14 protein-coding genes and 1 tRNA gene are annotated in these 12,187 nt (G+C 40.9%); 10 read left to right on the top strand and 5 right to left on the bottom strand.

Features of this window, described 5'->3' with window-relative positions; all coding sequences use genetic code 11:
- The 3 genes from FTT91_RS12380 to FTT91_RS12390 all read right to left on the bottom strand — a co-directional run.
- Nucleotides 1-925: transposase (locus tag FTT91_RS12380; RefSeq protein ID WP_180169553.1), on the bottom strand; the 925-nt coding region annotated here is incomplete at its 3' end.
- Between the two features lie 188 nt (nt 926-1,113).
- Complete coding sequence (locus FTT91_RS12385; protein WP_104852853.1) at nt 1,114-1,425, bottom strand: helix-turn-helix domain-containing protein; 312 nt, start codon at nt 1,423-1,425, stop codon at nt 1,114-1,116.
- 349 nt (nt 1,426-1,774) lie between these two features.
- Nucleotides 1,775-1,850, bottom strand: a tRNA-Gly gene (locus FTT91_RS12390).
- A 235-nt stretch (nt 1,851-2,085) separates the two neighbouring features.
- Between FTT91_RS12390 and FTT91_RS12395 the strand changes: the two genes are divergently transcribed.
- The 5 genes from FTT91_RS12395 to FTT91_RS12415 all read left to right on the top strand — a co-directional run bounded on the left by FTT91_RS12395 (nt 2,086) and on the right by FTT91_RS12415 (nt 5,070).
- A complete protein-coding gene (locus tag FTT91_RS12395) occupies nt 2,086-2,397 on the top strand; it encodes a BolA family transcriptional regulator (protein WP_178319033.1) in 312 nt (103 codons plus the stop codon).
- Between the two features lie 13 nt (nt 2,398-2,410).
- Nucleotides 2,411-2,803, top strand: a complete 393-nt coding sequence (locus FTT91_RS12400) for a SirB2 family protein (protein WP_004970245.1) — start codon at nt 2,411-2,413, stop codon at nt 2,801-2,803.
- Nucleotides 2,804-2,992: 189 nt separating this feature from the next.
- Nucleotides 2,993-3,829: a ParA family protein gene (locus FTT91_RS12405; protein WP_070155018.1), complete on the top strand. Its 837-nt coding sequence runs from the start codon at nt 2,993-2,995 to the stop codon at nt 3,827-3,829.
- Nucleotides 3,830-3,842: 13 nt separating this feature from the next.
- A complete protein-coding gene (locus tag FTT91_RS12410) occupies nt 3,843-4,238 on the top strand; it encodes a hypothetical protein (RefSeq protein WP_131261282.1) in 396 nt (131 codons plus the stop codon).
- A 241-nt stretch (nt 4,239-4,479) separates the two neighbouring features.
- Nucleotides 4,480-5,070: a LysE family translocator gene (locus FTT91_RS12415; RefSeq protein WP_131261281.1), complete on the top strand. Its 591-nt coding sequence runs from the start codon at nt 4,480-4,482 to the stop codon at nt 5,068-5,070.
- Between the two features lie 96 nt (nt 5,071-5,166).
- Here the strand turns inward: FTT91_RS12415 and FTT91_RS12420 are convergent, their stop codons facing one another.
- Nucleotides 5,167-5,802 carry a DedA family protein gene (locus FTT91_RS12420; protein WP_004970236.1) on the bottom strand — a complete coding sequence of 212 codons (636 nt, stop codon included), beginning with the start codon at nt 5,800-5,802 and terminating at the stop codon, nt 5,167-5,169.
- A gap of 231 nt (nt 5,803-6,033) precedes the next feature.
- Between FTT91_RS12420 and FTT91_RS12425 the strand changes: the two genes are divergently transcribed.
- Entirely contained in the window at nt 6,034-6,456 is a 423-nt protein-coding gene (locus tag FTT91_RS12425; RefSeq protein ID WP_180169554.1) for a DoxX family protein, read from the top strand.
- A 224-nt stretch (nt 6,457-6,680) separates the two neighbouring features.
- Nucleotides 6,681-8,249, top strand: coding sequence for a glutamine-hydrolyzing GMP synthase (gene guaA, locus FTT91_RS12430; RefSeq protein WP_004970232.1), 1,569 nt, complete (start codon nt 6,681-6,683; stop codon nt 8,247-8,249).
- Between the two features lie 216 nt (nt 8,250-8,465).
- Here guaA and FTT91_RS12435 read toward each other — a convergent pair whose 3' ends face one another.
- Nucleotides 8,466-9,758, bottom strand: a complete 1,293-nt coding sequence (locus FTT91_RS12435; RefSeq protein WP_004970230.1) for a GGDEF domain-containing protein — start codon at nt 9,756-9,758, stop codon at nt 8,466-8,468.
- 246 nt (nt 9,759-10,004) lie between these two features.
- Here FTT91_RS12435 and FTT91_RS12440 point away from each other — a divergent pair, with 246 nt between their 5' ends.
- The 3 genes from FTT91_RS12440 (at nt 10,005) to FTT91_RS12450 (ending at nt 12,160) form a co-directional block, all read left to right on the top strand.
- A complete protein-coding gene (locus tag FTT91_RS12440; RefSeq protein ID WP_004970229.1) occupies nt 10,005-10,952 on the top strand; it encodes a pirin family protein in 948 nt (315 codons plus the stop codon).
- A 32-nt stretch (nt 10,953-10,984) separates the two neighbouring features.
- Entirely contained in the window at nt 10,985-11,383 is a 399-nt protein-coding gene (locus tag FTT91_RS12445; protein WP_180169555.1) for an OsmC family protein, read from the top strand.
- A 123-nt stretch (nt 11,384-11,506) separates the two neighbouring features.
- Entirely contained in the window at nt 11,507-12,160 is a 654-nt protein-coding gene (locus FTT91_RS12450) for a glutathione S-transferase family protein (protein ID WP_180169556.1), read from the top strand.
- Nucleotides 12,161-12,187 lie beyond the last annotated feature (27 nt).

A 12,187-nucleotide genomic window follows, 5' to 3' on the forward strand; every position in this document is an offset into this window, starting at 1 on the left:
TGGCTTTATCAACCAACTTGTGAGTTGCTGTAAATATTAATGTTTTGAGCTTTGCTTTTTGAGTATCTTGTCGCTTATCTAGTTTTTTTCGACCTAGATTATTTAACTCAATTTTCTGTTTCTTGTGCGGTTTGGCTTTAGAAATCGCTCTGAGCTTATTTCTACGTTTGTACTTTTGATTTAGGTAGTCTGATTCACTTGAGATCAATTTACCTAAACCACTCCCATATACATCGCCATCAGAGTCCACAAAAGCTTCTGAGTACCCTTTATCAACACCTACTGTTTCCTGACCACAATCTTGTGTTTCAACTGCATCATAGGTTGAATGAACTTCAATATTGCCATTTTTTAGAATAATTCTTAATGTGCCTTGCGGTGCAAAATCAACAGTCGTATTTAATGGGATTTTAATGGTTTGTCGAGGGATTAGGCTTGGTACTTTAAGCCAACATTGACCATTTAACTCAAAGGTTTTACACATATCCGCACGAACAATAATTTGATTATGTGTGTGATTAACACCATGCTTAAAGTGATTACGCATTTGACGATGGAGGAAATTATCAGTCATCCATTCATCTTTTTTAAGCAAGGTGTATAGTCTTTTTTGTTCATTATTACAGGAGGTGCGTTTTCGGATCGCCTGCTTTACTTTGTCTTTTGATGCTTCTCGATAGGCTTTAATATCACCTACGCAATCACGTAGCGTTTCTTTCCACGCATTTGCAGAAACACCAAAGTCACGACTTTCTTTCATCCACGCATCACGAATAGCTCTGTCACTGATATTCAAACCTGAAATAGCACCATATTTAGCCCACACCTCGCTACGAATACGACCAAGTAAAACAGCTTGTTTCTCAAGCTGTTTGTACTTTTGCACATTCAAATTTTTACAGTGATGAATGCGTGTTAATTTCACAAAGTCATGCCTAGGTTAAGGGATTGGATAATCAATAGATATGGATGCTAATATACCAAGACACTCACCTAAAATACAAAAGATAATCATTTAAATCTCTAATAAATACCCACCTTGCCACTACTGAATCGACATAGACAAAATGAGAACTTATGCAAATATTTGTCTATATTTTTAGTTATAGTTAATTACTCTCCTCCGAGAAGACCTTTCCATGGGTTAGACATTAAGTCATCTTGATCTTCAATAGTGACTTTAATTTCATCATTCAATAATTGTCTAATCAAATGAACCTTATCATCTGGGATGAGCATCAGTTGAGCATTTAGTCCTGCCGCAATAATTTCTAAGGTATCTAATCGAGGATTGCCTTGACTTTCCAGTTTTTGGTACTGCTGTCTTGAAATGCCTGTACGTGATTGCATATCAACTTGCTTTAAACCCAATAGGGTTCGTCTTTTTTTGACTTGCTGTAGTAAAGACTTATTTAGTGTAGACATATTTATTGCTTTTTGGTGGTATAAGAAGCATATTAGTTGCTTTTTTATTAAGAAGCAATGACAGAAATTATTAACAGGCTCCGCGGCATCAATATTTAGGATCTAGGCAAGCTGATCTTGTTTAACATAAGCCACTTAGTAGTAGCTAATACTATCTTTTGTTTTGGAGTTTTTTTTATCTTGTATGATTGATACTTTGGAGCATCATCTACACGGTTTTTTGTTCACAGTTTTGAAAGAGCACTTTTGTAAACTTACTTTTTTAAGTATAAAAATTTCTTATGAAGTAAAATATTGAATAAAACAACAATAAAAAAGCCCCAGTCATTCAACTGAGGCTTTTAGAATCTGGAGCGGGAAACGAGACTCGAACTCGCGACCCCAACCTTGGCAAGGTTGTGCTCTACCAACTGAGCTATTCCCGCATGCGGTGTATAATACATGATGCAAAAATAGGGTCAATCATTTTTTGCATATCGTTGTACTGACTGAATAAATAAACAACATTTTTAGAAAAAACAGCCGCAATCAGCTTAAATTTCATCATAAAAAGTGACTCAAATCGTAAATCGAAGAATCCTCACGGCAAGATGCTGCGAATTACACAGAACACGTTATACTTCAGAGAGCTTTTAAAAAACCATTCGGGGAAAGACAAGCATGAGCTTAGAACAACAGTTGCTACAACGCTTAGCCGTTTTCAATCCAAGCCATTTAGAGGTAGTGAATGAATCTGCAGGACATGGCGGTTATTTCCCGGGTAAAGAGTCGCATTTTAAAGTGGTGATGGTGAGTGAAGATTTTCAGGGGCTACGCGCTGTACAACGCCATCAAAAAATTTATGCTGCTGTAGGTGACTTACTTGCGCCAAATAAAATTCATGCACTGGCGATTCATGCCTTTGTTGCATCTGAATGGCAGGGACAAGACACCAGCAGCCCAGAATGCGCCCACGCACCAAAAACATCGTAATGGATTGAAATAAATGGAAAATTTAGGAATGCTGAATACCATTCACGTTGCTGCAGCGGCTTTATTATTTTTGGTGCTGTTTGTACGTGCCATGACTTTGTTTAAGGGCACACAAAATAACTCGCCTAATCCTAAAGCGTGGACAGTCTTTGTGGCATTGCAACATTCAGCACTGACGTTGATTGTAGTGACAGGTGTCATTGCTTTGTTTTTAAAAGACTTTCAAGTCGAAACATGGTTTTATGCCAAAATTATTTTATTTTTGGTGATGCTGTCATCTTTAATCAAAGCGTATAAAAAAGATGACAGTATTTTGTTGATTCAACGCCGTGTTGGTTGGGGCTTAGCCTTAGTCGCATTTTTTGCCATTTTAGGTTTGGTGATGTTAAAGCCAAGCTTTGGCTAAGTCAGCAGATCTTATTGTGGATGTTGCTCGTGGGTGTGAACTCACGAGCATTGAATGTATGTAAATATTGGCAAAAGATTGGCTGCATATTTGAGCACTGGCGAATTGTTAGACATAATTTGGCAAGAATATTGAAAGCTCAGTTAAACTGAAGTGATGTCATAACAAAAATTGAAAAGAGGGGCGGCAATGCGCACACGTGTGGTGTTTAATCAGAAAGGTGGTGTTGGAAAATCCAGTATTACCGTCAATTTGGCTGCAATCAGTGCGCATCAGGGTTTAAAAACCTTGGTGATTGACCTTGACCCGCAAGCCAACTCCAGCCAGTACTTATTGGGTGATGATGCCACTTATTCTGCCGACAAGCCAGCGCTGGAACCCAACATCGAAAATTATTTTGAAGAAGTGTTGGGTGCAAATCAATCCAAAGGTTTATTGGGCAATGCTTTAGGCTCAATTTTAAAAAACCGCAGCAAAGGTTTAGAAGCTTATGTGCATCAGTCGCCATTTAAAAATTTGGATGTGATTCCTGCGAGTCCGCAATTGGGTGGCTTGGCACATGCACTTGAATCGAAACATAAAATTTACAAGCTGCGCGATGCCTTGCAGCAATTGTCCGATCAATATGACCGTGTATTTATTGATACTCCGCCTGCGTTTAACTTTTTTACGCTCTCTGCCTTAATTGCTGCAGATCGGGTGCTCATTCCATTTGACTGCGATGTCTTTTCTAAACGTGCTTTGCAAAGTTTGATTGAAAATGTGTTGGAAACTCAGGATGACCACAATGCAAACTTGCAAATTGAAGGCATTGTGGTGAATCAATATCAAGCACAGGCCAAGTTACCGCGTGAAGTGGTGCAGCAACTTAAAGATGAAGGTTTACCTGTTTTGAATAGCATGTTGCCACCTTCGGTGTTGATGAAAGAATCACATCATAAAAATTTGCCATTAATTCATTTGGCAACAGATCATAAATTGACGCAGGCCTATCAATCGTTGTTCAATGAAATTGAGCAAGCGTGATACAGAGGTAGACATGAAAACATTTGCAATTGGTCTTGTCGCGGCAAGTAGTTTATTGCTAGGGGCTTGTGCGACCACAGTGAAACCTAGCTATGTGTCGCCTACACATTATCAGGCTTTGAATTGCCAACAATTACAAAGCGAATATAACCGTATTCAGCAATATATTGAAAGCGGTGTCGAAGCGCCGAAACGTACAGGTGTTGGTGTAGGTATCGGTTTAGGCGGTGGTTGGGGAAGCCGTGGCGGTTGGGGCGTTGCACCGAGTGTTTCAGTCAATATGGGACAGTCATCCAATACTAAAAGAACAGAACTGGCACGTCTTTTAGGTGAACAAGAAGCCATTGTGCAAGCAGCAAAATTTAAAGCTTGCCCGATTATTGTCAAACTCAAACCCGCAACATCTTAAATTTTAGGGTTTACGAATATTTCGTCCGTGGTGCTGTCATTTTTGCAGCACCATTGCTTAAAAAATGTAGCAAGATAATTCAAGATTGATTTCAATCTAATATTTTAAAAACAAAAACTTAATTTTATTTTCTGTTCTATTTATACCCTTGGGTCAGTCCTGCCAGATAGAAAAACTTGTCATTTTCAATGGCTTTCATATAAGGTGTGCTCCTATTTTTGATTTGCATGCTCTGGTGTTTATGATTGAAAGTTGGCTCTTTGTCCTAGCAATGATTGCGGTCTTGATGATTCCTGGCCCGACCAATGCGCTATTGGCAAGCTCAGCCCACCAACAAGGCATTGCCAAAACCAGTCTGCTGATTCCCGCAGAGTTTTTTGGTTATATGTATGCCATTAGTCTGTGGGCGTTATTCATTCATTTGAGTGCGCCAATTTGGCCTTATTTGATTGATATTCTGCATGTTTTAAGTGCGGGCTATGTATTTTGGATGGCTTTTCATTTATGGAAGCAGTCACATTTAGAACAACATTGTCAAAAGCACTCTGCCATTCGCCCTGCACAATTATTTTTTTCGACTTTTAAAAACCCGAAAGCCTTGTTATTTGCGGCAGGTATTTTGCCTACAGAAACATGGGATAACCCGACCAACTTTGCCATGGTCTATGTCTTATTTGGTCTGATTTTATTGCCAACAGCGTTATTTTGGATGTCTTTTGGGCGAGCAGTTTTGGCGCGAGAAACCAATAAAGTGACGGCAGATCTGTTATATAAAGGCTCGGCTTTGCTGTTGGTGGTGTGTATGCTGCCTGTGGTGGCACGTTTTTTCTAAAGATTTAGAGACTTTTGGTGAGTTGAGCAATCATCTCACCTGTTTTGAATGTATGAGGGCAGCGCTGTAACAGGCATGCCCAAAGAATTACACAACTTAAGCAGGTTTTTTCTTGAGTTTTTGGCGAATAAAACCAATCACTCCAGGCAAGACACTTAAAATAATAATGCCGAAAATTAAATGGGTGAAATTGTCTTTCACTATTGGCATATTGCCAAACAAATAACCGAGTGTAATAAACGACGCGATCCAGCAAAAAGCGCCAATCACGTTATAGGTCAGGAAGTATTTATAATTCATGCTGCCTGCACCCGCCACGAAGGGCGCAAAGGTACGCGCAAAAGGCACAAAACGCGCAAAAATAATGGTTTTTCCGCCGTGTCGCTCAAAAAACTTCTGGGTTTCGATCAAATGTTTTTTATTGATAAAACGTGATTCCAGTTCAAAAACCCGTGGACCAATATATTTACCAATGTGGTAATTCAGGGTGTCACCGAGTACCGCAGCAGTAAACAATAAAATACCCAAAATCCACGGATCCATCACTCCTGTCGATGCAGCCAATGCGCCTGCCGCGAACAGTAAACTATCGCCAGGTAAAAACGGCATGACCACCAAGCCCGTTTCTACAAAAATAATCAGGAATAAAATAGCGTAAATCCATACCCCATATTGGGTGATGAATTCGAGCAAATGTTCATCGACGTGTAATATAAAATCAATCAGTTCCATGGGAAAAAACAAGCGAAAGTGTGCTCAAATCCTAGCAGTCCACAGGCGGAAAGTCAGTATGAAAAGGTAAATAATTTTCACAGTGATTTTAGGGATGCTAGACCAGCCACATCGGTTCTTTTTCGTTGCATAGATGCAACAACATGTCTTTTAAATGCGTATTTATCCTGAATTTTGAAAAAACTAAGATGTATTTGTCTTCAAGAATGAATCAAAAATATAGGTGATCTGATGTTTAATCCAAATGTTGTGTTAAAAAGTGTGGTCGAAAAAGCAAGTGTGCAAGCCATTGTAAGTTTATTTGCACGTGCTTTTTTAGCGTATTTATTTATTGTATCTGGTTGGGGAAAAATTGCAGGCTATGATGCAACAGTGGGCTATATGCAAGCTATGGGTGTTTCAGGTTCATTGCTACCTTTGGTGATTTTGCTAGAACTTGGTGGTGGTTTGGCAATTCTATTCGGTTTACAAGCACGTGTCGTGGGTTTGGGTTTAGGTGTTTTTAGTCTTTTAACTGCATTTTTATTCCATGCTGCACTAGAAGATGCGCTGAATTTTATGAAAAATATTGGTTTGGCTGGCGGTTTCTTCTACATCATGCTTTACGGTGCAGGCAAAATAAGTCTAGACCATCTTTTGGAAGCAAAAAAGTAAGTCATTGATTTCCACATCAGCTCAACAATTTAAGCAATCTTCAAGAAGGTTGCTTTTTTTATGCCATAGAAAATGCATAGTCTTTTAAAACTTAGAGTATGTGGTCACTGCAATATCACGAAGAAAAATAGCCATTTTTAGAATTGTCTGAATAGTGTGCGCAAGGCGTGGAAAAATGCTAGAATAGCGCGCTTAATTCGTTTGCCTTTCTATAGTTGTTTGTCATGACTACCAATACTCAAATTACTGAAGATCGTATCCTGATTCTGGATTTCGGTTCGCAATATAGCCAGCTGATCGCACGTCGTGTTCGTGAAGCGGGCGTATATTCTGAAATGTATGCCTACGATATGTCGGAAGAAGACATTCGTGCATTTAATCCAAACGGTATTATCTTATCGGGTGGACCTGAAAGTGTTCACCAAGCGGGTAGTCCACGCGCACCTGAAATTGTATTTAACTTAGGCGTACCTGTACTGGGTATCTGCTATGGTTTACAAACCATGTCAGAACAACTGGGCGGTAAAGTTGAAGCGGGTTCAGTACATGAATTCGGTTATGCCGAAGTCGATATTTTGGTACGTGACAAACTGATTGGTAACTTGCAAGACCGTGAAAACCAATTGCACGTTTGGATGAGCCATGGCGATAAAGTGGCACGCATTCCAGAAGGCTTCCAAATTACGGCTAGCACACCAAGCTGCCCTGTGGCGATGATTTCTGATGAAACACGCCGTTTCTATGGTATTCAATTCCACCCAGAAGTAACGCACACGGCTAAAGGTGCAGAATTACTGTCTAACTTCGTCCATCAAATTTGTGGATGTCGTGGTTTGTGGACACCAGAACACATTATCGACTTGCGTGTAGAACAATTACGTCAGCAAATTGGCAATGAGAAAGTATTACTTGGCTTGTCTGGTGGTGTCGATTCATCTGTGGTTGCTGCGTTATTGCACCGTGCCATTGGCGATCAATTAACGTGTGTATTTGTAGACAATGGTTTGTTGCGCTTGAACGAAGGCGATCAAGTGATGCAAATGTTTGCAGAAAACATGGGGATTCGCGTGATTCGTGCCGACGCTGAACAGCGTTTCTTGGGTGCATTGGCTGGCGAAGTTGATCCAGAGAAAAAACGTAAAATCATTGGTCGTGAATTTATTGAAGTTTTTGCCGAAGAAGCACGTAAGCTGGATGGCGTGAAATTCTTGGCACAAGGTACGATTTACCCAGACGTGATTGAATCTGCAGCCAGCAAACAAGGCAAAGCGCATGTGATTAAATCACACCACAACGTGGGTGGTTTACCAGAAGATTTAGCTTTTGAATTGGTTGAACCATTACGTGACTTGTTTAAAGATGAAGTTCGTAAACTTGGCACCACTTTAGGCTTGCCACACAGCATGATTTACCGCCATCCATTCCCAGGTCCAGGTTTGGGCGTGCGTATTTTGGGTGAAGTGAAAAAAGAATATGCAGACATTTTACGTCTAGCTGATGATATTTTCATGCAGGAATTACGTGCAAGTGGCTGGTATGACAAAACAGCTCAAGCATTTGCAGTATTCCAACCTGTAAAATCAGTTGGTGTCGTAGGTGATGGCCGTCGTTATGCATGGGTAATCGCACTACGTGCCGTAGAAACAGTGGACTTTATGACTGCACGTTTCGCACACTTGCCGTATGATTTGGTTGACCGTATTTCAACGCGCATCATGAATGAAATTGCAGAGGTTTCACGTGTGGTTTATGACGTATCATCTAAACCACCTGCAACCATTGAATGGGAGTAATTCAGGGATTTCACGAAGCACTGCTTCGTGCCTGAATTACGCCAAGCGCTATGCGCGCGGCAGCTAGGGGTTTCAAGCAGCACTGCTGCTTGCCAGTTTTACGACATGAGCCCATTTTAAAGCACGGCTTTTAAAATGGGTGCAAGATGCTTGCGGCAGCTAGCTTTCCTCTTGCACATAAAAAAAGAGCACTCCATGTGCTCTTTTTTATGCCTGCTAAACAATCCAAGATTTAATTTCTTTTTTTACCGTAGATTTAGGGGGCTCAGGCATCCCCACATCAAAACTGATGACACAATTTCGTCCACGTTGTTTGGCTTGGTATAAGGCCAAATCGGCTTCTTTAATTAGGGTCTGTAAGTCGGTTTGTTGTGGTTTTAAACTGGATACTCCAATGGAGACAGTGAAATTAAAACATTTTTTATCAATGCACATTTCATGCTGAGCAATTTTTTGTCTTAAGCGTTCTGAAATCATCAGTGCTTCATCTAAGCTGGTTTCACTAAGCAGAGCGATAAACTCTTCACCGCCAAAGCGTGCCAAAATATCCTTGCGGCGCATTTCTTTACGAGCAATGTCTGCAATATTTTGTAAGACCCGATCTCCAATATCGTGCCCATAGGTATCGTTAATTTGTTTAAAAAAGTCGACATCAAACATTAGTAAGCAGACCGATTCAGATTTAGGCCATGCATGAATTTTGTGTTCTGCCATGTGTACAAACTGACGTCGGTTATTGAGTTGGGTCAGTTCATCGGTGTGTGCCAAGGCTTGCAAGGTATGAAAATTCCAGTCATCCAGCAAACTGCGTAAAAAGTGATGGCGGGCATTTAGGGTGTTGATCCAACTGATATACAAACTCAACAAACATACAGGGATATACACCACCATAAAAACTAAGGCATCCTGCAAATTGGTGAGGGAAATCACCCCCAAAAACATGAGTACGCTCATGACCAATGAATTGTAGACCGCAGGGCGGAAACGCACTTGAATACATAGGTTCGCCATGAGCACAAAAATGACCGAGGCATACACATAAGTGGAAATCCAAGGGCTTTGTGATTGCGACAGGATATAGAACCAAATACCGCAGCACAGTGTGGCGCTGACCGGTAAAATTAAATCTAGCAGGCGAATATCTTTGATCAATTTAAAGCAGAAATAATTGCCAATCAGCGCCAATACAACAGCACTGAGACGGAGTGTGGCCGAGAGTGTAGTGACATCTGGAATGATGAAATAATCGATAAAGAAATACAGCAGGAACGTCATTTGCCCAATGTAATTGACTTGGCGTAAATAACGACGCTGATGTAAATTCTGGTGTTGATAAAAATGTGTTTCAAATTGCGGCGGGAGTTGCGCAGCAGGGTGCTGCAATGCTTTTTCAATTGCTTGTCGGTTTTCAAGATCACACTCAGTTGTTTTTAAAAGTTTTTCTGAGGCTTCCTGATTGCTTAAAATCTTCGAACGGGTCTGTTCCCCCATTCGAGCTTTTACAGACATAGCGATATTTACTCAAATTGACAACTTATAGTGAGGATTATGCGCAAAATGCAGAAAAAATAACCTCCCTAAATTTGGGTATTTTCTCTATTTTTTTTAAATTTTGGTCAAAATTATGCCATATATTTTAAGGTGTAGTTCAAGTTTGAACCATAAAAATCAGAACAACAAATTTCATCTTGCTCTTCGTTAGTGATTTACTATATTTAATAGTCAAGGAATTTACAGAAATATAAGAGGTATAGGATGAGCAACAGCAATTATACCGAGCTTTCCAATTCAGACGATTGTGATAAGTACGTCAAGCAATTTATACAGGAATTTCCACTGCGTAGTGCTGAAATTGGGCAGGGAACTTTAATTAAACGTGCTTTACCGAGTCGGCATAAACGCATGATTGGGGCATGGTGTTTTCTAGATCACGCAGGTCCTGTTAATTTTCCACAAGGTGAAGGCTTAGATGTCGGGCCGCATCCACATATTGGTTTGCAAACATTCACCTGGATGATTGAAGGCAGCATTATGCATACCGACAGTTTGGGTACTAAGCAATTGATTCGTCCCAAACAGGTTAATTTAATGACCGCGGGTTATGGTATTTCACATACCGAAGTTGCTCCCGACACCGAAACACACATGCATACAGCGCAACTGTGGATTGCTTTACCTGATGATCAGCGCAATATGGCGCCACGTTTTGATCATTACCCTGACTTGCCTGTGGTTTTGCTAGATGGAGTGGAATTTACCATCTTAGTTGGTGAATTTTTAAATACCACTTCACCAGTATTAGTACATAGTGAGTTGCTAGGGGTAGATATTTATAGTGAAACCAGCACGACAACCCGTTTGCCGCTGAATCCTAAATTTGAATATGGTTTGATGATGCTGGAAGGCACAGCCACTGTGCATGGGCATGAATTAAACGATGAAAATATGCTGGTGCTTGAACCGGGCTTAACCGAAATTCAGCTAGATTTACATGCGGGTGCGCGTCTGTTGCTATTGGGCGGTTTACCTTTTGAGTCGCCAATTTTGTTGTGGTGGAATCTCGTCGGTCGTACCCAAGAGGAACTCAGCATTGCACGTGAGCAATGGGTCAATCATGATCCTCGTTTTGGCACAATACCAGACTACGATGGACCACGTTTAGAAGCGCCGACTTTCCCCGCAAAAATGCGTGCATCAAAATAAATGATGGAATATCAATCTATAGGGAGCATCTTATGGCCAAGATTGGCACAGCACAGGTACGCAGTTTAGACACGGCATGGCAAGGTCAGATCCAAAGTGGTCAGCACCAATGGAAGGTAGATGAGCCTGAAAAGTTAGGTGGTCAAGATACAGGTCCTGCACCTTATGATCTGTTATGTAGCAGTTTGGTCGCTTGCACCATGATTACCTTGCGTATGTATGCACAGCATAAGGGTTTGGATTTTGGCAAAATTCAGGTCGAGGCGGACTTCTTTACCAATCAGGAAGGGCAGGAGTGGATTGAACGCCGTGTGCAAACTGAAGCAGCGTTAGATGCAGAATTACAGCAAAAAGTACTGAATATCTGTCAAAAAACACCTGTGACGAAAACCTTGTTACGCAGTGTGGAAATTCGTACTGAATTGGGTTAAACCTAGAGTTGAATCCGTCTCTTATAAAAAGGCATGCAGGACATACCTTTTTATAATGTTGCGTGAAACAGAAGATATAACAATCACTTAAAACAGATGTAATAAAAACAAAATAGGACGTTTATGATTACTTTACACCACCTTGATCAATCCCGCTCTTTCCGTATTTTGTGGGCGCTCGAAGAGCTGGGTTTGGACTATGAAATCAAGTTTTACCACCGTCAGCCCAATTTAAGTGCGCCCAATCAATTGAAGCTGATTCACCCATTGGGTAAAGCACCAATTTTGACGGATGCAGAGCAGACCATTGCAGAATCTGCAGTCATTTTGGAGTACTTGCAGCAGCATTATGATACGCAAAGGCAGTTTAAACCGCAGCAGGCTTCAGCACAGCAAGCATATCAATACTGGATGCATTATGCCGAAGGCTCGCTAATGCCATTGTTAGTGATGCAATTGGTGATAACCAATGTGCCGCAGCATGTGCCATGGTTAGTTCGACCAATGGCGCAAAAAATTACTGCAGGTGTTAAAGCAGGGTTTATTCAGCCTCGTTTAAAAGATCATATTGCTTATTTAGAAGATTATTTGGGCAAACATGATTATTTTGCAGGGGATTTTTCTTTTGCCGATATTCAAATGGGTTTCCCGCTCCAAGCATTGCAAAGCCGTACCGGGCATCATTATCCACAGATTGCGGCTTATTTGGCACGCGTGGAACAGCGTCCTGCATTTCAGCGTGCACGCGAACGTGAGCAGCAGTTAATGCAAATCTAGCGATGATTTTTGTGAGTACATCGTTCT

The sequence above is a fragment of the Acinetobacter sp. YH12021 genome (assembly GCF_013420145.1).
GTDB classification, from domain to species: Bacteria; Pseudomonadota; Gammaproteobacteria; order Pseudomonadales; family Moraxellaceae; genus Acinetobacter; species Acinetobacter towneri.

Coding starts and splice junctions, on each gene's coding strand:
- FTT91_RS12440 (WP_004970229.1), top strand. CDS start 10,005: ATGAGCAACAGCAATTATACCGAGCTTTCCAATTCAGACGATTGTGAT.
- FTT91_RS12450 (WP_180169556.1), top strand. CDS start 11,507: ATGATTACTTTACACCACCTTGATCAATCCCGCTCTTTCCGTATTTTG.
- FTT91_RS12410 (WP_131261282.1), top strand. CDS start 3,843: ATGAAAACATTTGCAATTGGTCTTGTCGCGGCAAGTAGTTTATTGCTA.
- FTT91_RS12395 (WP_178319033.1), top strand. CDS start 2,086: ATGAGCTTAGAACAACAGTTGCTACAACGCTTAGCCGTTTTCAATCCA.
- FTT91_RS12420 (WP_004970236.1), bottom strand. CDS start 5,802: ATGGAACTGATTGATTTTATATTACACGTCGATGAACATTTGCTCGAA.
- FTT91_RS12385 (WP_104852853.1), bottom strand. CDS start 1,425: ATGTCTACACTAAATAAGTCTTTACTACAGCAAGTCAAAAAAAGACGA.
- guaA (WP_004970232.1), top strand. CDS start 6,681: ATGACTACCAATACTCAAATTACTGAAGATCGTATCCTGATTCTGGAT.
- FTT91_RS12445 (WP_180169555.1), top strand. CDS start 10,985: ATGGCCAAGATTGGCACAGCACAGGTACGCAGTTTAGACACGGCATGG.
- FTT91_RS12415 (WP_131261281.1), top strand. CDS start 4,480: ATGATTGAAAGTTGGCTCTTTGTCCTAGCAATGATTGCGGTCTTGATG.
- FTT91_RS12425 (WP_180169554.1), top strand. CDS start 6,034: ATGTTTAATCCAAATGTTGTGTTAAAAAGTGTGGTCGAAAAAGCAAGT.
- FTT91_RS12435 (WP_004970230.1), bottom strand. CDS start 9,758: ATGTCTGTAAAAGCTCGAATGGGGGAACAGACCCGTTCGAAGATTTTA.
- FTT91_RS12405 (WP_070155018.1), top strand. CDS start 2,993: ATGCGCACACGTGTGGTGTTTAATCAGAAAGGTGGTGTTGGAAAATCC.
- FTT91_RS12400 (WP_004970245.1), top strand. CDS start 2,411: ATGGAAAATTTAGGAATGCTGAATACCATTCACGTTGCTGCAGCGGCT.